General features: G+C 35.2%; 22 protein-coding genes and 1 tRNA gene. 14 read left to right on the top strand and 9 right to left on the bottom strand.

The features are described 5' to 3' along the window. The first annotated feature begins 113 nt into the window (after nt 1-113). Together M0G43_RS14585 and M0G43_RS14580 are read left to right on the top strand one after the other, a co-directional pair. A complete protein-coding gene (locus M0G43_RS14585; protein WP_248027652.1) occupies nt 114-950 on the top strand; it encodes a GIN domain-containing protein in 837 nt (278 codons plus the stop codon). Between the two features lie 79 nt (nt 951-1,029). Further along, nucleotides 1,030-2,850, top strand: coding sequence for a M2 family metallopeptidase (locus M0G43_RS14580; protein ID WP_248027650.1), 1,821 nt, complete (start codon nt 1,030-1,032; stop codon nt 2,848-2,850). A 75-nt stretch (nt 2,851-2,925) separates the two neighbouring features. On the opposite strand, the gene trxB is transcribed toward M0G43_RS14580, so the two are convergent. Further along, nucleotides 2,926-3,906, bottom strand: a complete 981-nt coding sequence (gene trxB / locus M0G43_RS14575; RefSeq protein ID WP_248027648.1) for a thioredoxin-disulfide reductase — start codon at nt 3,904-3,906, stop codon at nt 2,926-2,928. Between the two features lie 143 nt (nt 3,907-4,049). Between trxB and M0G43_RS14570 the strand changes: the two genes are divergently transcribed. Further along, a complete protein-coding gene (locus M0G43_RS14570; protein WP_248027646.1) occupies nt 4,050-4,460 on the top strand; it encodes an arsenate reductase family protein in 411 nt (136 codons plus the stop codon). Nucleotides 4,461-4,557: 97 nt separating this feature from the next. Here M0G43_RS14570 and M0G43_RS14565 read toward each other — a convergent pair whose 3' ends face one another. The 3 genes from M0G43_RS14565 to M0G43_RS14555 all read right to left on the bottom strand — a co-directional run bounded on the left by M0G43_RS14565 (nt 4,558) and on the right by M0G43_RS14555 (nt 6,078). Further along, a complete protein-coding gene (locus tag M0G43_RS14565) occupies nt 4,558-4,725 on the bottom strand; it encodes a DUF1328 domain-containing protein (protein ID WP_248027644.1) in 168 nt (55 codons plus the stop codon). Between the two features lie 347 nt (nt 4,726-5,072). Then, nucleotides 5,073-5,234, bottom strand: coding sequence for a DUF1328 family protein (locus M0G43_RS14560; RefSeq protein ID WP_248027642.1), 162 nt, complete (start codon nt 5,232-5,234; stop codon nt 5,073-5,075). 142 nt (nt 5,235-5,376) lie between these two features. Continuing rightward, nucleotides 5,377-6,078 carry an SOS response-associated peptidase family protein gene (locus M0G43_RS14555; RefSeq protein ID WP_248027640.1) on the bottom strand — a complete coding sequence of 234 codons (702 nt, stop codon included), beginning with the start codon at nt 6,076-6,078 and terminating at the stop codon, nt 5,377-5,379. A gap of 499 nt (nt 6,079-6,577) precedes the next feature. On the opposite strand from M0G43_RS14555, the gene M0G43_RS14550 reads away from it, so the two are divergent. Then, nucleotides 6,578-7,609 carry a helix-turn-helix transcriptional regulator gene (locus M0G43_RS14550; protein ID WP_248027638.1) on the top strand — a complete coding sequence of 344 codons (1,032 nt, stop codon included), beginning with the start codon at nt 6,578-6,580 and terminating at the stop codon, nt 7,607-7,609. Nucleotides 7,610-7,617: 8 nt separating this feature from the next. Here M0G43_RS14550 and M0G43_RS14545 read toward each other — a convergent pair whose 3' ends face one another. Genes M0G43_RS14545 through M0G43_RS14535 form a run of 3 tightly spaced genes read right to left on the bottom strand, consistent with a single transcriptional unit; the run spans nt 7,618 to nt 8,570 of the window. Continuing rightward, nucleotides 7,618-7,818, bottom strand: coding sequence for a hypothetical protein (locus M0G43_RS14545; RefSeq protein ID WP_248027636.1), 201 nt, complete (start codon nt 7,816-7,818; stop codon nt 7,618-7,620). 1 nt (nt 7,819) lies between these two features. Continuing rightward, entirely contained in the window at nt 7,820-8,173 is a 354-nt protein-coding gene (locus M0G43_RS14540) for a phage holin family protein (RefSeq protein ID WP_248027634.1), read from the bottom strand. Between the two features lie 10 nt (nt 8,174-8,183). Continuing rightward, complete coding sequence (locus tag M0G43_RS14535) at nt 8,184-8,570, bottom strand: YtxH domain-containing protein (RefSeq protein WP_248027632.1); 387 nt, start codon at nt 8,568-8,570, stop codon at nt 8,184-8,186. Nucleotides 8,571-8,804: 234 nt separating this feature from the next. On the opposite strand from M0G43_RS14535, the gene M0G43_RS14530 reads away from it, so the two are divergent. From M0G43_RS14530 to M0G43_RS14520, 3 genes are all read left to right on the top strand, one after another. After that, nucleotides 8,805-10,169: an NAD-dependent succinate-semialdehyde dehydrogenase gene (locus M0G43_RS14530; RefSeq protein WP_248027629.1), complete on the top strand. Its 1,365-nt coding sequence runs from the start codon at nt 8,805-8,807 to the stop codon at nt 10,167-10,169. Nucleotides 10,170-10,188: 19 nt separating this feature from the next. Then, entirely contained in the window at nt 10,189-10,341 is a 153-nt protein-coding gene (locus tag M0G43_RS14525; protein ID WP_248027627.1) for a hypothetical protein, read from the top strand. A 78-nt stretch (nt 10,342-10,419) separates the two neighbouring features. Continuing rightward, nucleotides 10,420-10,890, top strand: a complete 471-nt coding sequence (locus M0G43_RS14520) for a hypothetical protein (protein WP_248027626.1) — start codon at nt 10,420-10,422, stop codon at nt 10,888-10,890. 52 nt (nt 10,891-10,942) lie between these two features. On the opposite strand, the gene M0G43_RS14515 is transcribed toward M0G43_RS14520, so the two are convergent. Next, on the bottom strand, nt 10,943-11,371 hold the full coding sequence (locus tag M0G43_RS14515; RefSeq protein ID WP_248027624.1) for a peptidylprolyl isomerase: 429 nt from the start codon (nt 11,369-11,371) through the stop codon (nt 10,943-10,945). A gap of 164 nt (nt 11,372-11,535) precedes the next feature. Further along, nucleotides 11,536-11,610: transfer RNA gene (locus M0G43_RS14510), tRNA-Pro, on the bottom strand. A 106-nt stretch (nt 11,611-11,716) separates the two neighbouring features. Between M0G43_RS14510 and M0G43_RS14505 the strand changes: the two genes are divergently transcribed. Genes M0G43_RS14505 through scpA form a run of 7 tightly spaced genes read left to right on the top strand, consistent with a single transcriptional unit; the run spans nt 11,717 to nt 18,340 of the window. Then, a complete protein-coding gene (locus M0G43_RS14505; RefSeq protein WP_248027622.1) occupies nt 11,717-12,823 on the top strand; it encodes a PQQ-dependent sugar dehydrogenase in 1,107 nt (368 codons plus the stop codon). A gap of 11 nt (nt 12,824-12,834) precedes the next feature. Continuing rightward, nucleotides 12,835-13,236 (top strand): c-type cytochrome, encoded by a 402-nt coding sequence (locus M0G43_RS14500; protein ID WP_248027620.1) that lies wholly within the window; start codon nt 12,835-12,837, stop codon nt 13,234-13,236. A gap of 48 nt (nt 13,237-13,284) precedes the next feature. Further along, on the top strand, nt 13,285-13,893 hold the full coding sequence (gene udk, locus M0G43_RS14495; RefSeq protein ID WP_248027618.1) for a uridine kinase: 609 nt from the start codon (nt 13,285-13,287) through the stop codon (nt 13,891-13,893). Beyond that, nucleotides 13,894-14,217: an FtsB family cell division protein gene (locus M0G43_RS14490; protein ID WP_248027616.1), complete on the top strand. Its 324-nt coding sequence runs from the start codon at nt 13,894-13,896 to the stop codon at nt 14,215-14,217. Beyond that, complete coding sequence (locus tag M0G43_RS14485) at nt 14,204-15,580, top strand: methylmalonyl-CoA mutase subunit beta (protein ID WP_248027613.1); 1,377 nt, start codon at nt 14,204-14,206, stop codon at nt 15,578-15,580. Before M0G43_RS14490 ends, M0G43_RS14485 begins: the two co-directional genes overlap by 14 nt. After that, nucleotides 15,573-16,217 carry a hypothetical protein gene (locus tag M0G43_RS14480; protein ID WP_248027611.1) on the top strand — a complete coding sequence of 215 codons (645 nt, stop codon included), beginning with the start codon at nt 15,573-15,575 and terminating at the stop codon, nt 16,215-16,217. The genes M0G43_RS14485 and M0G43_RS14480 overlap by 8 nt, the downstream gene beginning before the upstream one ends. Further along, nucleotides 16,217-18,340 carry a methylmalonyl-CoA mutase gene (gene scpA / locus M0G43_RS14475; RefSeq protein ID WP_248027609.1) on the top strand — a complete coding sequence of 708 codons (2,124 nt, stop codon included), beginning with the start codon at nt 16,217-16,219 and terminating at the stop codon, nt 18,338-18,340. The genes M0G43_RS14480 and scpA overlap by 1 nt, the downstream gene beginning before the upstream one ends. The last annotated feature ends 141 nt before the right edge of the window (nt 18,341-18,481 follow it).

The following is an 18,481-nucleotide window of genomic DNA, read 5'->3' as shown; positions in this document are numbered from 1 at the left end:
CATCCAAAAAAAAACTAACCAACCAACTTGTTTTTATAACCATCTCAAACACAAAAATTCAGTTTGGGATGGTTTTTGCTTGTAATTGTAAGTATTATTTTTAAATTTATAAAATGAAGAAAATCCTACTTACTCTTTTACTTGCTTTTGCTTGTATATCGCTTGTTTCAGCGCAAGACGATGAAAAAATCAAAGGAGACAGAAATGTTACCATCAAGCAAACTTACATCGATCCTTTCAGCAAAATAATTGTAGGCGAAGATTTTTCTGTAGAAATTATCTACAACAGTAAACCTTCAGTAGAAATTGAAACAGATGACAATCTGCATCAGTATATAGAATTTGGCGTCAATAATGGCGTTTTGACCTTTAAAACCACAAAACGTATCACTTCCAGCAAACGGATGAATATTAAAGTCAATTATTCTGATGGACTGGAAAGTATAGAGACCCTTGAGGATGGAGAAATTCGTTCCTTGACATCTTTGGAGTTGAAAAATACCACTTTGAAAACATCAGGATCTTCAAAAGCCTATTTGAATATCAGAACTGACAAATTTGAATACTCAAGTTTAGACAAAGCAAGGTCAAAGCTCAATGTCACAGCAAATACTTCGACTGTAGTCATTGGCGACAATTCAAAAGTAGAAGCACTATTAACTACCAAAACCGCAAAAATAGATCTGTACCAAAAAGCTTCGGCCAATATTGAAGGAGCTGTTGATGATTTAACCTTGCGTAATGATTTGTCTGCAAGTTTTACTGGAAAAGAGTTTACTGCCAAAAACTGTAATATGATTGCCGAAGGTAACAGCAGTGCTTCTGTTCGAGTTATTACTTCACTTACACTTGATGCAACTGGAAACAGCGAAGTCTATTTTTATGGTCCGGCAAAAATTACTCTTAATCAATTTTCTGGAAGCGCAAAACTTCAGAAAAAAGAGAATTGATCACAATTATTCACTTAATTAAATTTAAACTTCAACATTAGTTTGATTAACTTTGGGATATTAACTCAAACTAATTCAAATGAAAAAACTCATTGCTTTCTTTGTTGTGCCATTTCTATTTTTGGGATGCAAAGAAGAACCCAAAAAAGAAGAGAATAACGACGCTATTAAATCTGAAGCCCAAGCGTTTTTAGATGAATACACAAAAACATATGTAAAGCTTTACTATGATTCCTCGTTGGCTGAATGGGATGCCAATACGCACATTGTTGCTGGCGATACCACAAATGCCCATAATGTTCAAAAAGCTAATGAAGCTTTTGCAAAATTCACCGGAAGTACAGAGGTCATCGAAAAAACCAGAAAGTTTCTTGAGGATAAAGACAAATTGGACATTACGCAAGTTAGGCAACTGAATACAATTTTGTATTCGGCTGCCAACAACCCAGAAACTGTTTCTGATTTGGTTTCAAAAAGAATCACTGCGGAAAATGCCCAAAACGAAATGCTGTTTGGATATGACTTTAAAGTTGATGGAAAATCAGTTTCCACAGGAGATATTGATGAAGTTTTGAGAACTTCAAACGATGAAAAAGTCCGCCTAAAAAATTGGGAGTCGTCCAAAGCAGTTGGTCAACCATTAAAGAATGGTTTAGAAAACTTAAGAAACTTACGCAACGAAACCGTTGGCGCTCTTGGTTATGATGATTATTTCAGCTATCAGGTTTCTGATTATGGAATGACGCGACAAGAAATGCTTGATGAGATGAATAAAATGGTCAAGGAAGTTTGGCCTTTATACAGAGAATTGCACACTTGGGCTCGATATGAATTGGCAAAAAAATACAATGCAAAAGAAGTTCCTGAATATTTACCAGCACATTGGTTACCAAATCGTTGGGGACAAGATTGGAGCGCTTTAGTAAATGTTGAAGGCCTGGATATCGATGCAGCCTTGAAGGACAAGCAACCGGAATGGATTGTGAAAGAAGGTGAAAAATTTTATGTAAGCATTGGTTTTGAACCGTTACCGACTAGTTTTTATGAAAAGTCAAGTATGTACCCACTTCCTGCGGATGCAGATTTCAAAAAGAACAACCACGCTTCGGCCTGGCATATGGACTTGGAAAACGATTTGCGGTGTTTGATGAGTGTAGAGCCAACTGCTGAATATTACGAAACCATCCACCACGAATTGGGTCATATCTATTATTACCAAGCTTATACAAACCCAAATGTTCCGCCATTGTTGAGAGGTGGTGCCAACAGAGGTTTCCACGAAGCCATAGGAAGCTTGCTTGGTCTTGCAGCAATGCAAAAACCATTTTTGGCTGAAAAAGGATTGGTAGATGCCAATGTCAAAATTGATGAAACACAGAATTTATTAAAAGAAGCATTGAATTATGTTGTGTTTTTACCTTTTTCTGCAGGTGTGATGACAGAATTTGAAAATTCGTTGTACGCTGAAAATTTACCCAAAGACCAGTTCAATAAAAAATGGTGGGAGCTTGCGAAAAAATATCAAGGTATGGTTCCACCAACTGATAGAGGTGAGGAATTCAATGATGCTGCTTCAAAAACACATATTAACAATGATGCAGCTCAATACTATGATTATGCTATTTCATACATTCTACTGTTCCAGATTCACGACCATATTTCAAAAAACATTCTGAAACAAGATCCTCACGCTACCAATTATTATGGAAGTAAAGAAGTGGGAACATTTTTAAAAGATGTTTTGAAAACAGGAGCTAATAATGACTGGAGAGAACTGTTGAAAGAAAGTGTGGGAAGTGGAATGAGTGCGAAACCAATGCTTGATTATTTTCAACCTTTGATGGCATATTTAAAGGAACAAAATAAAGGTAGGACTTACACCTTACCTGAAAATTTATAAATAGTCATTCATCAAAAAAAGAAAAGAGCCTAAAGTTGAATTTTGGCTCTTTTTTTTTGAATTCTATTGAACTGTTTAGTTATAAGTAGATGTACTAACTTCGAATGTTGAATCTTTAGCGGCCAAATAGCGCTCGGCATCTAAAGCAGCCATACATCCAGTTCCTGCCGCAGTTATGGCTTGTCTATACACGTGATCGGCTGCATCTCCTGATACAAAAACACCCTCAATATTTGTTTTTGCAGTTCCTGGTTTATTGATGATATATCCTGTTTCATCAAGTTCCAAATAATCTTTGAAAATGTCTGTATTAGGTTTATGTCCGATCGCCACAAAAAATCCTGTTGCTGGAATTTCCTTAACCTCACCATTGACATTATTCTTCACTCTAACACCAGTTACAACTTGACCGTCGCCCAATACTTCTTCGGTTTCCGTGTTGAACAAGATGTCGATGTTAGGAGTTTTTTTGACACGTTCAGCCATAATTTTTGAAGCCCTAAACTCATCACGTCTAACTAACATAGTCACTTTTTTGCATAGTTTTGATAGATAATGAGCTTCCTCACAAGCACTATCTCCTGCTCCAACGATTACAACTTCTTGATTTCTGTAGAAAAAACCGTCACAAACCGCACAGGCTGAAACACCACCGCCTAGTTTTAGATATTTTTGTTCAGAATCCAAGCCTAAATATTTGGCAGATGCACCTGTAGAAATGATTACAGTATCACAATGGATTTCTTTGGTGTCATTTACCCAAACTTTATGAATCTCGCCAGAAAAATCAACCTTTGTTACCCAGCCGTCTCTAACGTCTGTCTCGAAACGTTCAGCTTGCTTTTGTAACTCAATCATCATTTCAGGACCTGTAATTCCATCTGGATATCCTGGGAAATTTTCAACTTCATTTGTAGTAGTTAATTGACCTCCAGGTTGTGTTCCTTGATATAGAACAGGTTTCATATTTGCGCGAGCAGCATAGATGGCTGCTGTGTATCCAGCTGGACCAGAGCCTATAATCAAACATTTTACTTTCTCTATTGTATCTGACATAATTCTTTATTGATATTTGATGGTACAAAAGTAGGATTTTTGATAAAAACCTTACTTGCAAGTTATCAAAAGTTATTATCTATCTATTGCTTTTTATTATCCATATTTTTTTATCTTTAAATATAAAATTCAATTAAAACTTTATGGGTGTGATATCAACAGACAATAACGAAATAAAACTATACTACCATTCTCAAAACTCTCTAGGAAAGCAGACACATGCCTATGTTCAATCTACGGATAAGAAGATTCTTTCCATAGATATCTCTCAAACAAAAGTAACTGGGACACAATGGATTGAACTTGCACGTGGTCTCGGCATCAATGTTGAAAAATTAATAGACAAAAAACATCCTGATTTTTCTCAAAATTATGATGAAAATGCTAATATGGAGGAAGAAGATTGGTTAAAAGTGTTAGATAAGATGCCCATCGTATTGACTTACCCGATTGCTATTATTGGCCAGAATTATGTTCAGTTAAAAGGTCCTGCTGATTTTGTAAAATATATTGAACCTGACAGTAAGGGAATTGATGAAAAACGACATATTTGATAATTAAATATGTCTATTGAAATTTTACTTTGAAGAAGTTAGCTTTTAAGAATAGTGAGATTACACTAGCCATTAGCTCAACTCGATGAAATCAAAATTACACTTTTCTTACGACACCTATTTTCAGCAATAATATGACATAAAGAGCAGTAAAAATAAAAAACAAAATTTTGGCAAATAATGACGCTATTCCGACCATTTCACCATAACCTATGACTGCAAATACCATCGCTACCACAATAAAAAACCTAGCCCATAGAATCATAATCGTCAATTTTAATTTGTTCGATTGTAAATTTACTTTTTAAGTAGAGTCTTAATTGACTGTATCGCTTTATAAAATACTTCAAAACAAATTTAACATATGTATAAACAAAAAGGATTGGCTTGCCAATCCTTTATATCAAACAGTTTCTTTAATGTAATTAATCAACAGCATCTTCCACTGCATCTCCTACATCATCTGCAGCATCTTCGATTTTATCTCCAGTAGATTCTGTATCTCTACAACTAGTAAAAGTTGTCATTGCTGTTCCCAGTGTGAAAAGAACTGCAAAAGTTAACATGATTTTTTTCATAATATTGGTTTTTAAAGTTTCAAGGTTTACTAAATTATCGCTTTAATCCTCCTCGTAATAGAGAAAGAACAAAGAGCACTATAAATATAAAAAATATAATTTTTGCAATTCCTGCAGCCGCACCGGCGATACCGCCAAAACCTAATATAGCTGCAATAATTGCTATTACAACAAATGTGATAGTCCAACGTAACATAATAAAAGTTTTAAGTTAAAATTCGTTTTACGGAGATTCGAAATATTTAGAGAATCTCATTACTGTAAAGATAATCAACAATATAGCATTGTCCTTAACTGTATCAAATTTGAAGTTACCTCAAATAATAAGTAAATTACAATCAATCAATGAAATCGTCAAAAGCTTCACTTTTAATGATTTTATCAAAAAACTTGTCATTATTATAAAATTCCTTTGAGACAGGATGAGATTCATATCTTAACTTTTGATGTGATACAATCAATTCTCTTAAACTATCAAAGTTAAATTTTCTGTTTAGCCAAAAATGAGAATTTTCTTCATCAAAGATAACAGGTTTATAGGAAAGTAAATTAGGAATTTCATCTAGTTCATTGGTTGTTTTCTTTATTAAGATTGAGCATGTAAGAAAGCCATCACTTAACCGATTGTAAACGCCAGCAATGCAAAAAGGTCTATGGTTTTTTAAGTACACATGAAATGGATACATCTTTCCGTGATGGAGTGCCGAAGTAAAAAAGCCCGTCGTAATAATCAAACATCTTCTATTGTCAAGAGCATCAGAATACAAATTGTCGTCAAAATTTAATCCTTCAAAATTAATATTCAATGTATTTGTGAGCTTTTGAAAAACATCCCAGTTCTCTTCCAATGTTTGAGGGAGCAAACCCCAAATAGCATAACTTACCTTTTGAGGATTGTCCATAGTAATAATGGAAAGTGTGGATTCTTCTAGACCATTGATTACTGTCGCTGGTTTATAAAGTTTAGGAAATTCAAATTTGACATCAAATTCTTTTTCGATATCCTCTCTTTGAGCAGTATTTGAAAGCCTGTAAAACATAATCTTAATTCAAAGCTAATTAAGGTATATATACGACATCCTTTTATCGTAAATGATGAAATTCATAACGCATATAACTTGTCAATCAAACTTTAACATTGTAATATACAGATCATAAGTAAACCCGTTTTTACAAAGCAAATGAGAAGTTGTTATTTTAGAAAATCAAAAGAAAAAGGTTTCAGCTTTTGAAGATTGCTGAAACCTTTTTAACTAACTAACCAACCAGTGTATAAAGAGTCATTATTGACCCTTATTTGTATATACAAAATTAAAGCTATATTTCTTATTGAATGTACTTAATCGATATTAAAGTTGACTGTAATGACAGTTTTGATTGTTTCTGACATTGATTTTAATGATCTGTCTAAAAAAAAAAATCTACCATATACATTTGATATGTGAATAAGTAGTAAATTTATTTAAATATTATTCATCAAATTAGGCCATTAGTTAAATAAATCCATTTGTTATCAATTTGAAAATTCCTTAAAAATCTATGAAGGAAATAAACATTTTTGCAAAAAGCACAGAAGAAGGAATCAATCAAATGCAAGATCATTTTGGAGGTTCCATAACCGAAAGATGGGGAGAACATGTGCTCGAGTTCGATAATGAGATTGGAAAAGGCTGCATTAAGTTCATTTCCTTTGATTGGGGTGTAAGTTTAGTAGAGTTCAATGCGATTTTTTTTGATGACATCTTACTCATAAACAAGGTAAAAAACTTTAATCCGATTCATTTTTCATATTGTTCCAAAGGTTATTTTGAACATAGATTTTCCAATCAGTCTGAATTCAATGTGATAGAACAATATCATGCGGCCATTATAGTTTCGCGTGATGGATTAGACCATTTCACACTGATCCCTAACGGTGTACATTTAGAAATGAATAATATCAGAATTGTAAGGCAAGAGTTTCTAAAAAAGCGTTTGAACAATGTTGAACAATTGAATGAAAAGCTTCACGAAGTTTTTGTGGACAAAAATGAAAAGGAGTTCGCATATTTCAGTCCAATTCATTTAAAAATGGAAGATCATGTCAAAGCACTTCGAGATATTGAAACTGAAGGGATGACCCGAATTCTTCAAATCGAAGGAGAAGTTTATCAATTATTATCCATGCATATATCTAGACATGATAGACATCATCAAAATGATGATTTGCCGAGCTCTCTAACATCAAAAGAGCTCAAAATAATTAAACGTCAATCTAAAAGAATACTAGATGACCCTTCGATAAATTATTCATTGGAACAGCTTTCTAAAAATTCCGGGTTGTCACAAGCCAAATTACAGGAAGGTTTTAAATTTTTATATGCCCGAACCGTCACCGAATATATAAGACATGTAAGGTTGGAAGCGGCGCGTGATTTAATGGGTAATTCTGATTTGAATATCTCACAGATCGTGTATACGATAGGATTTACCAGCAGAAGCTATTTTTCAAAGATATTTAAAGAAAAATATGGAATTACACCCCATGAATTTAAAAAGCAGATTGTTTACACTATTGAGGAAGAATTATAGAAGAAATACTATCTGAACAACTTCTTAAACAATACGAAAAGTCCATATTTACCTGCAATGCCAGCTACCGTTCCTACCCAATTTAATGGTTTGAGATCTTCAGCAAATTCACCCTTGATTCCTTTAAGCTGCTCCATACCTATCTGACGTTCAAGTTTTAATCTTTTGAGGTCATATTCAATTTCGTCAAATGATTTATATACTTTCATATTAGGAATTAAAAAATTTGAGAGATAATACTTTTATAATTTTTCTATTGATGAACGCTCGTTTTAGATATACTATTCCCCCCGTTATCAATAATATTGCAGCTACAACTACATAGCCTAAAGCCATATTATCCATCCAATTACCAATTGCGATGGCGGCTGCAACTGCTAAAAATATCAAACCTATAAATAATATTCCACCAATGAGCAAAGCCTTTGCAACAAGGCTTATAGAGACGGTTAATTGTTGAAAAATCTTTAATTTATAGTACTCGCGAGTGTCGTCGATGTACTTTTCGCCAATATCTACTGCTTTGTCGGAAGTATTATTTATAGATTCGAAAATGTTTGGCATAATTAAGTGCTTAAGCTGTTTTGGAGTTTGGCGTCGACTTTTGGAATTGTTTGTTCTTCTCTTTCAATTCAGCCAACTTTTTTTCCAAAGTTGTGATAACATCTTCAGCTTTATGACTTGTATCAGAAACTAACGTTTCTACCTGCTCATCTAAAGTCATTTTTTTTGCAGATACTGTTTCAACCACTCTATCTTTTAGGTTAACAGCTTTGTTTGCAATATTATCTCTTGCCGCCAATGCTCCTTCTGCAATTCTATCTCTTGCGGCGAGTGCCTCGTCAGAAATTCTTTGTCTCGTATTCGCACCTTTGTCTGGAGCAAATAACACTCCTAGTGTCGCTCCAATTGCTGTTCCTGCTAAAATTCCAATGATTGTATTACTACTATTATTTCCCATGATATTTATTTATTAAATTAAACAGATTGTTTTCATTTTCCTCAAAATTAGTTCAGTCGAAAAAAAGACTATACCTCTATTGATTAAATGTTTAACTGTTTCAATGTTAAAAGATATAAGTCAATATAATTTTGGATTGAATTAATTTAACCTATTTTATAATAGTAAATTTACTTGTATAAATCAAGATAATTAGGGGTTTTACAACTAATTTAACATTTCTAAAGATACATCATGTCCAAGAGTTTTCAAACCATAAATCCATATGATAATAAAGTGATTAAGGAATATGTTTTTCATTCTTCAACAGAGATTGAAACTATTTTAAAATCTTCTGCGGAGTGCTTTCAAAAATGGAGAAAGTCGTCTATATCAGTTAGAACCGAACTCTTGAATAATGTTGCTGAACTTCTAGAAGCTAATAAGAAATTATATGCAGAAACAATTACTCTAGAGATGGGTAAGCCTATTAGCCAAAGCATCTCAGAAATTGAAAAATGTGTAACATTGTGTGACTTTTATGCAACAAATGCGGACAATTTTCTTTCTGACGAATTGATTGAAACAGATGCCGATGAAAGTTTTATAAGTTATGATCCGTTAGGATGTATTTTAGGAATAATGCCTTGGAATTATCCTTTTTGGCAAGTGATGAGATTTGCCATACCAACTTTAACCGCGGGAAATACTGCTATTTTAAAGCATGCAAGTAACGTCACAGGCTGTTCCGTCTTAATAGAAGAATTATTTGAAAAAGCTGGATTTCCCAAAGGATGTTTTCAAGTGGTTTTAGCTAATCATGAACAAATAGAAAAAATTATAACACACGATGCAGTCAAAGCGGTTTCTCTAACAGGAAGTGAAAAAGCGGGTAGAAGCATTGCTGCCATTGCTGGAAAAAATCTCAAAAAATGTGTATTAGAACTTGGAGGCAATAACGCCTGTATCGTTTTGGATGATGCTGATTTAGATAGCTATTTTGAAGTAATGTTCAATGCAAGAATGCAAAATACTGGCCAGAGCTGCATTGCTGCCAAACGTTTTATTGTTACAAAAGGAATCTATGAAAAGTTTATGAAGCGATTTAAGTTAAAAATTAAAGCTCTGAAATTTGGCGATCCTATGGAGACAGACACAACTATTAGTACCTTGGCAAGAATAGATTTAGCTGACATACTAAAGAAACAGGTTGACGAATCGATTGAAAAAGGAGCTGACCTAACCTACGGCAACACCAGAAAAAATGCCTATTTCGAACCTACGATTTTAGAAAATGTCAAAGCGGGAATGCCAGTTTTTGATGAAGAAACATTTGGCCCTGTGGCTGCTATTACAAAAGCTAAAGATACTCAAGAAGCTTTTGAATTGGCTCAAGACTCTAAATTCGGTTTAGGTACTATGATTTTTACGCAAGATTTTGAAAAAATACAAGGTTTCATTGATGACATTCAAGACGGGGCATTTTTTGTTAATGAACTGGTCAAATCAGATGCAAGACTTCCATTTGGAGGCACGAAAGATTCAGGCTACGGACGTGAATTGTCAAAAGAAGGTATCCATGAGTTTGTCAACAAGAAAACCATTTTTATCAAAAAATAGACACAATAAATTTAAAAATATGCCATTTATAAAAGAAGAAAACGAAAAAACAAAAAACTATATCTTTCAAAAAGACACCAAAACTTTGAGTACCACAACGTTTGTTGTCATTGTGCTGATTGTACTCATAATCGGCGTTGTCATATCTGGACTTTATTTTGAATGGTTTTAATTATTTGTGTATTTAAAAAAGTATGTTGTGAATTTTTCGTAAATTAGAGTAGTCTTTTTAACACAAATACTTAATCTTATGAAATCTTCACTTATTGCTTGTTGTGTTATATTTTTACTAATTTCATGTAAAGATGATAAACAGGAGGGTGCCTATCCTGTAACCAATCACAGTGAAACCGACAGTACTTCGTTGGAAGGAACTTGGGAACTTATTGGCTTTTACAATTATATAGATAACAAAGTAGCTGACTCTTTTAAAACCAGGGATGGGTACAGGCAAGTGAAAATGTATACACCTACTAAAGTCATGTGGAGCAAACATGTTCCAACAGATTCAACGGAATGGTTTGGTTATGGAAGCTATAAGGTTGAAGATGGACACCTAACTGAAGTTTTGGATTACGGTTCGGAAATGATGAGTAAAATCATTCAAGAAAGAAAAGAATTTATTTACGAATTACATCTGAAAGAAAATAGGTTCAGTCAAATCGAAATTGATGAAGATGGAAATCGAATATATTCAGAAAATTATCAACGCATAGAATAAAAAAATCCGAACCTAGGTTCGGATTTCTTATGTGACGTTAAGATATTAATGATTATTTGATTTCAACAACTTCCAAATCAAACACCAAATTTTGACCCGCCAATGGATGGTTTCCATCAACAATAATGTGGTCTTCTTTTACATCCACAATTCTAAAATTATGTTCTCTACCATCCGAGCTTTTTGAGGACAGCCCCATTCCTATTTCAGGCTTTATGTCTGGTGGCAACTGCTCATTGCTCACTTCGTGAAACAACTCTTTTCTAATTTCGCCATAAGCATCCTCTTTGGATATCTCAACAGTTTTTTTCTCGTTCACTTTCATGTCCACAAGAGCATTCTCAAAACCTGGAATTAACATTCCTTTTCCTATAGTCACCTCCAAAGCTTCACGCTCCAAAGAACTATCAAAAATTTGACCGTTGGTTAACTTTCCAGTGTAATGCACTTTTACAGTATCATTCTCTTTTACTTGATTCATTTTCTGTTTTTTATATTACTAATTCAATGCAAAACTATCATTAATAGAAAGGAACACCAAGATATTTTAGCTATAAGTTGTTTCAATTAAGAAAAGCTTAACGTTCTTAAAATTGAATATGCCTATAAACAAAAAAGCTGAACAACATGTTCAGCTTTTTTCAGTCGGGGTGGCAGGATTCGAACCTGCGGCCTCCACGTCCCAAACGTGGCGCGATAACCGGGCTACGCTACACCCCGATACTACTTATAAGTATAGATTGTAAAAATCGAGGTGCAAATATATGTCTTTTCTTTAAATAGTGATATTTTTTTTTCTAATTTTAAAGAATAAACCCTATTTGCTATGATTTCAAGACTTTTCCGAATTTTCCCAATTATTTTTTTGGGCTTTGTCTCTTGCGCTCAAGACAAAAATCCAGTCAACACAAAACATGATTATGAAGTAATTGTTCCCGATTTAAATATTCCTTGGGGATTTGTCTTTTTACCAGATAGCTCTATTCTGATAAATGAGAAAAAAGGCGAAATGATTCTGTTCAAAGATGGAAAAAAAACAAATATAGAGGGCTTGCCAGAGGTTTATAATCGAGGACAAGGTGGTCTATTGGACATTGCTTTACATCCCAATTATGAAAATAATGGTTGGCTATACTTCACTTATGCTTCATCAGAAGGTGAAGGTAGTGGCGGAAATACGGCTCTAATGCGTGCCAAATTAAGTGGTACAAAACTAATTGACAAACAATTGCTTTATAAAGCAACACCAAACACTACAAGGGGTCAACATTTCGGTTCCCGGATTGTTTTTGATAATGAAGGTTACCTATACTTTACTATTGGTGAACGTGGAGAAAGAGATGTAAATCCCCAAGACATCACTCGCGATGGTGGTAAAATATATCGTATAAATGATGATGGTACTATTCCTAATGATAATCCCTTTATTGATAAGCCAAATGCCAAAAAAGCAGTTTATACTTATGGTAACAGAAATCCTCAAGGCATGGCTCTAAACCCTACCACTGGAGAAGTTTGGGCGCACGAACACGGACCGCGTGGTGGTGACGAGATCAACATTGTAAAAAAGGGCGCCAATTATGGTTGGCCAGTTATCAGTTATGGAATTAATTATTCTGGAACGAAGTTTACCGACAAAACTGCACAGGAAGGTATGGAACAGCCATTACATTATTGGGATCCATCCATCGCACCAAGTGGCATGGCATTTATATCTAGTGACAAGTATCCTGGTTGGAAAGGCGATTTATTGGTGGGCTCTTTGAAGTTTGAATATCTTGATAAATGTGTTCTTAAAGATGGTAAAGTCATCAAAGAAGAACGAATGTTAGATGGCCTTGGACGTGTAAGAACGGTAAATCAAGGGCCTGATGGTTATATCTATGTTGGTATTGAAAACCTCGGAATTGTCAAACTTCTTCAGAAAAAATAATGAAACCATATATGCTACTTGTATTCATTTCAATAATCTCATTGTTGTCTTGCAACGATTCTAAAAGCCAGAAAAATCCAGAGCTTTCAAAGAGTATAGAAAGAGGGGCCATTGTCTATGAAGACTTTTGCATGCAATGTCATTTACCAGATGGTAAAGGTGTACCAAAAGCCTTTCCACCTCTGGACAATGCCGATTTTCTGATGACTAAACGTAAAGAAAGTATCAAAGCAATCAAATACGGTCTGTCTGGTGAAATTGTTGTCAATGGCGAAACCTATAATACCGCCATGGCGCCATTGGGATTGACTGATGAAGAAGTGGCAGATGTTATGAATTACATCACAAACTCTTGGAGTAATAAAAACAATAAAATGATTACCATTGAGGAAGTTTCAAAAATTCAGCCTTAAACTTCTTTTATAAATGGTTAAATTTGCCGTAAAATTCAAAGAATACATATGCTGATTATAGGAATCGCCGGAGGTACAGGCTGTGGAAAAACCACTGTGGTCAATCAAATATTAAACGAGTTGCCCGAAGGTGAAGTGGGTGTCATTTCTCAAGATTCCTATTACAGGGATACGTCTCACTTGAGTTATGAAGAACGTGTAAAAATCAATTTTGACCATCCTCGCTCGATAGATTTTGAACTGTTGGAACAGCATTTAAAAGATTTGCGTGAAGGCAAAGACATCCATCAACCAGTCTATTCATTCATCAAACACAATCGCACAGGCGATACCATTCTCACCCACCCTCGCAAGGTTATGATTGTGGAAGGTATTTTGATTTTGACACACCCAGAATTGCGCGAATTGTTCGATATTAAAATCTTCGTGCATGCCGACAGTGATGAGCGTTTAATAAGACGTCTCAAACGCGACATTACGGAACGTGGTCGCGACCTGGATGAAGTGCTCTCTCGCTATCAAAACACCTTAAAACCGATGCATCAGCAATTTATAGAACCAACAAAAGAGTTTGCCGATATTATCATCCCAAACAATAAGTATAATACTGTTGCCATAGATATCGTTAAAACTATTATTAATCAGCGTTTACTGTAGATGAACCTTAATTCAAAATATCTCAAACCATTTAAGAATATTTATATTCTAATTTTTGTTGTATTTGTAGTATGGATGCTTTTTTTTGATGCCAATTCTTGGTTGATTCATCGTGAGTTGAACGCAGATATGGATGACCTAGAAAATGAAAAACAATATTATCAAAAGGAAATTGAGAAAGACAATAAGGCCATCAAAGAATTGAGCACTGAAGAAGGTGTAGAAAAATTAGCTCGCGAAAAATATTACATGAAGAAGGAAAACGAAGATATCTATATTATCGAATATGAGGATAGTTTAAAAAAGAACAATGAAGACGAGTAAACCATTATTCAAGGATTTTTCGGAAGTATCATCAAAACAATGGAAGCAACTAATTCAGTATGATTTAAAAGGTGCTGATTATAACGAAACCCTTATTTGGCAATCAAATGAAGGCATCAGTGTAAAACCATTTTATCATAGCGATGAATTTGAATCTTTTCCAGATGTTTCAAATACTGAAGCAAGCAATTGGAAAATTTGCCAAACCATTTATGTTGCCAATGTTGAAAAGTCGAATGAAAAAGCTGTAGATGCTTTGGAACGTGGAGCGGAAAGCATCAAGTTTATTCTACCTTCTGAAGACATTACAATCAAAGATTTACTGGTGAACATCAATCTGATGGATACTATTATTTACTTTGATTGCCTGTTTCTATCTTCTGAATTTGTTCATCAATTCAATTTTATTCCTTCAAAAAAGAATATTTATATTCAAACTGACATCATCGGCAACCTTGCAAAATCTGGCAATTGGTTCAAAAACCTCAACGATGACCATAAAACTTTTGAAACTATTGTAAGCGATACCAATTCGTTCAGCATTAACCTATCTCTTTATCAAAACGCTGGTGCGACAATGGTGCAGCAGTTAGCGTATAGTTTAGCGCATGCGAACGAATATCTAAATCATTTCGACGCGTTATTGAGCGAAGAATCTAAAAAATGTTTTGAAATTGTGCTCAATGTTTCAGTAGGTACAAATTACTTTTTCGAAATAGCAAAACTACGCGCGTTGAGGATTCTTTGGAGCACCTTGGCTTCAGAATATGGTTTCAATACTGAATGTCAAATCGTTGCTACACCTACCAAACATAACAAAACCTTGTACGATTATAATACCAATATGCTTCGAACCACTACCGAATGTATGAGTGCGGTTTTGGGTGGAGCAAATACAATTTGCAACTTGGCTTATGATGCCATTTATCATAAAGACAATGAATTCGGAGAACGTATCGCTCGCAATCAACTCTTGATTTTAAAGCACGAAAGTTATTTTGATAAGGTGGACAATCCATCGGATGGTGCTTATTATATTGAAAGTTTGACCGAACAGTTATCTGAAAAAGCTTTAACGTTGTTTAAGGATATCGAGGCAAATGGTGGCTTTTTGCACCAACTTAAAGAAGGTATTATTCAGAAGAAGTTGAAGGAAAGTGCTGCCAAGGAACAGGAACAGTTCAACAATGGCCAATTGGTGTTATTGGGAACCAACAAACATCCTAACAAGCAAGACCGAATGAAAGATGAGATGGAACTGTATCCATTCGTTAAAACAAATCCAGTCAAAACGTTAATAGAACCAATCATTGAAAAACGTTTGGCTGAAAGTGTTGAGCAGCAAAGACTAAATGATGAATAAATCTAGAATCATCATATCAAGTTTTATACTATTTGCCTGTTTTTTCACAGTATCTTGCCTAAATACCATCGTTGAAGTTAAAAACTGGATGGAAGCAACCTCTGTTGAAGAAATTGAAGGCAATTACCATTATCTGGAAAATGATGGCATCAAAATTTACTTACCTGAAGTATTTGAACGGTATTCTTCTGTTGGCTATCAGCAATTGCTTGATTCTTTTGGTACAAAAAAAGAAGTTGAGTTTGAGAAGAAACGGTTGAAGGCATTGAGGGATATTGAAGGTAGTTTCTACATTTATTTTGACAAAGAAACAGGCGCCACCTACACCATCAATACGTTGCCATACACGCCGTTGAGAAGAGAAGATGCCCAGTATTTATTAAGTATGATCAATGCGTCCTATAAGCGTAGTTCTCATGATAGTGATTTATCCTATACCAAATTGACAGCGAAGTACAATGACTCTGGTAGTCAAAATATTTTTAGGAGTATATATCGCATTGACAACCAAAAGACTAATATTCAAGTATTTAATTCAAGCTATATCATTTCGTCAAAAAGCAAAACAGTCTGGATACAAATCACCACCCCTTTTGAAGTAGATTTTGATATGTTCATTCAAAAAATGATACTCTAATGTCAAGAAAAAACCTCCAACATATTACTTTAAACAATCAGCAATCAAGCGCAAAAAGCCAAGACACTGAAGTTTTCAAGACTGCTGAAGGTATCGATGTCAAATCTACCTATTCCAAAAATGATCTGAAGGATATTGAACACTTAAATTTCATCGCTGGAATTGCTCCCAACCTTCGCGGACCTTACTCCACGATGTACGTTCGTAGGCCTTGGACCATTCGTCAGTATGCAGGTTTTTCTACGGCTGAAGAGAGCAACGCTTTTTACAGAAGAAATCTGGCAGCAGGTCAAAAAGGCCTGTCGGTAGCCTTTGATTTGGCGACACATCGAGGTTACGATTCTGACCATGAACGTGTTGTTGGTGATGTTGGCAAGGCAGGCGTTGCCATTGATAGTGTGGAGGACATGAAAATTCTTTTTGACCAAATTCCTTTGGATCAAATGAGTGTCTCTATGACTATGAACGGAGCTGTGCTGCCTATTATGGCGTTTTACATAGTAGCTGCTGAAGAGCAAGGAGTTCAACCAAAACAGCTGTCTGGAACCATTCAAAATGATATTTTGAAGGAATTTATGGTTAGGAATACCTACATCTACCCTCCTACACCATCTATGAAGATTATTTCTGACATTTTTGAATATACAAGCAGGCATATGCCAAAATTTAACAGTATTAGTATTTCGGGCTACCATATGCAAGAAGCGGGTGCCACTTGCGATATTGAGTTGGCATACACCTTGGCTGACGGATTGGAATATATACGAAAAGGACTTGATGCAGGTATGGACATTGATACGTTTGCACCTCGTCTGTCCTTCTTTTGGGCTATTGGTATGAATCATTTTATGGAAATCGCAAAGATGCGTGCTGCTAGAATGCTCTGGGCAAAATTGGTCAAACAATTCAATCCTAAAGATGAAAAATCACTTTCTTTAAGAACTCATTGTCAAACCTCTGGATGGAGCCTTACGGAGCAAGATCCTTTCAACAATGTGGCTCGTACCACTATAGAAGCGGCTGCAGCTGCTTTTGGAGGCACACAGAGTTTGCACACCAATGCTTTGGATGAAGCTATTGCTTTACCAACGGATTTTTCAGCAAGAATTGCCCGCAACACGCAAATATTCTTGCAAGAGGAAACACATATTACAAAAACGGTTGATCCATGGGCAGGAAGTTATTATGTAGAAAAGTTAACCTATGACATTTCCCAAAAGGCTTGGGAATTGATTGAGGAAGTAGAGGAATTAGGTGGTATGACGAAAGCTATTGAAGCAGGTATTCCTAAATTACGAATAGAGGAAGCTGCCGCGCGCAAACAGGCTCGTATCGATTCTGGTCAAGATATCATTGTGGGCGTCAACAAATATCGATTGGCACAAGAAGATCCGATTTCAACCCTTGAGGTGGACAACCAAACGGTTAGAAATGCACAAATAGAGTGTCTTAATCGTATCAAATCAGAACGAAATACAGAAAAGGTCACTAATACGCTTTCAAAATTAACGGAAGTTGCTCGTACAGGTGAAGGGAATTTGTTAGCTTTAGCTGTAGAAGCTGCCCGAGAAAGAGGCACATTGGGTGAAATCAGTGATGCGCTCGAAGTAGCTTTCGGACGTTATAAAGCACAAATTAAATCATTTTCAGGCGTGTATAGTAAAGAGATTAAAAACGATAGTTCGTTTCAAAAAGCCAGGGAATTGGCAGATAAATTTGCCGAACAGGAAGGACGTCGTCCTCGCATTATGATTGCCAAAATGGGACAAGATGGGCACGACAGAGGAGCCAAAGTAGTCGCTACTGGATACGCTGATGTGGGTTTTGATGTGGACATTGGACCGTTATTCCAAACACCTAAAGAAGCGGCAAAACAAGCAGTAGAGAATGATGTGCATATTCTAGGCGTATCATCTTTAGCCGCTGGACATAAAACATTGGTTCCTCAAGTCATTGAAGAGCTTAAAAGCTATGGTAGAGATGACATAATGGTTATTGTTGGAGGGGTTATTCCCAAGCAGGATTACCAATATCTATTTGATGCTGGAGCCATTGCTGTCTTTGGTCCAGGCACCAAAATCAGTGATGCCGCCATTCAGATTTTGGAAATTTTGGTGGATTGAAATTGAAATCAATTAACATCTTCGATTTAAAAAGATTGAATTATATAAGACCCAAGATGTCTTCATACGTAAAGCAAAAGGCTATCACCCTAATTGATAGCCTTTTTTATTGATTATATAGCAGTGTCATTTGCATAACTT

The organism is Subsaxibacter sp. CAU 1640 (assembly GCF_023156585.1).
Lineage (GTDB): Bacteria > Bacteroidota > Bacteroidia > Flavobacteriales > Flavobacteriaceae > JBPOFM01.
The sequence above is the reverse complement of the archived record's forward strand: the minus strand, read 5'-3'. Positions and strand labels throughout refer to the sequence as shown.

Bases quoted from the DNA above. Each gene is read 5' to 3' on its own strand.
- M0G43_RS14550 (WP_248027638.1), top strand. From the start codon at position 6,578: ATGAAGGAAATAAACATTTTTGCAAAAAGCACAGAAGAAGGAATCAAT.
- M0G43_RS14480 (WP_248027611.1), top strand. From the start codon at position 15,573: ATGAATAAATCTAGAATCATCATATCAAGTTTTATACTATTTGCCTGT.
- M0G43_RS14570 (WP_248027646.1), top strand. From the start codon at position 4,050: ATGGGTGTGATATCAACAGACAATAACGAAATAAAACTATACTACCAT.
- M0G43_RS14520 (WP_248027626.1), top strand. From the start codon at position 10,420: ATGAAATCTTCACTTATTGCTTGTTGTGTTATATTTTTACTAATTTCA.
- M0G43_RS14530 (WP_248027629.1), top strand. From the start codon at position 8,805: ATGTCCAAGAGTTTTCAAACCATAAATCCATATGATAATAAAGTGATT.
- M0G43_RS14535 (WP_248027632.1), bottom strand. From the start codon at position 8,570: ATGGGAAATAATAGTAGTAATACAATCATTGGAATTTTAGCAGGAACA.
- M0G43_RS14565 (WP_248027644.1), bottom strand. From the start codon at position 4,725: ATGATTCTATGGGCTAGGTTTTTTATTGTGGTAGCGATGGTATTTGCA.
- M0G43_RS14485 (WP_248027613.1), top strand. From the start codon at position 14,204: ATGAAGACGAGTAAACCATTATTCAAGGATTTTTCGGAAGTATCATCA.
- M0G43_RS14585 (WP_248027652.1), top strand. From the start codon at position 114: ATGAAGAAAATCCTACTTACTCTTTTACTTGCTTTTGCTTGTATATCG.
- M0G43_RS14540 (WP_248027634.1), bottom strand. From the start codon at position 8,173: ATGCCAAACATTTTCGAATCTATAAATAATACTTCCGACAAAGCAGTA.
- M0G43_RS14505 (WP_248027622.1), top strand. From the start codon at position 11,717: ATGATTTCAAGACTTTTCCGAATTTTCCCAATTATTTTTTTGGGCTTT.
- trxB (WP_248027648.1), bottom strand. From the start codon at position 3,906: ATGTCAGATACAATAGAGAAAGTAAAATGTTTGATTATAGGCTCTGGT.
- M0G43_RS14490 (WP_248027616.1), top strand. From the start codon at position 13,894: ATGAACCTTAATTCAAAATATCTCAAACCATTTAAGAATATTTATATT.
- M0G43_RS14515 (WP_248027624.1), bottom strand. From the start codon at position 11,371: ATGAATCAAGTAAAAGAGAATGATACTGTAAAAGTGCATTACACTGGA.
- M0G43_RS14500 (WP_248027620.1), top strand. From the start codon at position 12,835: ATGCTACTTGTATTCATTTCAATAATCTCATTGTTGTCTTGCAACGAT.
- M0G43_RS14555 (WP_248027640.1), bottom strand. From the start codon at position 6,078: ATGTTTTACAGGCTTTCAAATACTGCTCAAAGAGAGGATATCGAAAAA.
- M0G43_RS14525 (WP_248027627.1), top strand. From the start codon at position 10,189: ATGCCATTTATAAAAGAAGAAAACGAAAAAACAAAAAACTATATCTTT.
- udk (WP_248027618.1), top strand. From the start codon at position 13,285: ATGCTGATTATAGGAATCGCCGGAGGTACAGGCTGTGGAAAAACCACT.
- M0G43_RS14560 (WP_248027642.1), bottom strand. From the start codon at position 5,234: ATGTTACGTTGGACTATCACATTTGTTGTAATAGCAATTATTGCAGCT.
- scpA (WP_248027609.1), top strand. From the start codon at position 16,217: ATGTCAAGAAAAAACCTCCAACATATTACTTTAAACAATCAGCAATCA.
- M0G43_RS14545 (WP_248027636.1), bottom strand. From the start codon at position 7,818: ATGAAAGTATATAAATCATTTGACGAAATTGAATATGACCTCAAAAGA.
- M0G43_RS14580 (WP_248027650.1), top strand. From the start codon at position 1,030: ATGAAAAAACTCATTGCTTTCTTTGTTGTGCCATTTCTATTTTTGGGA.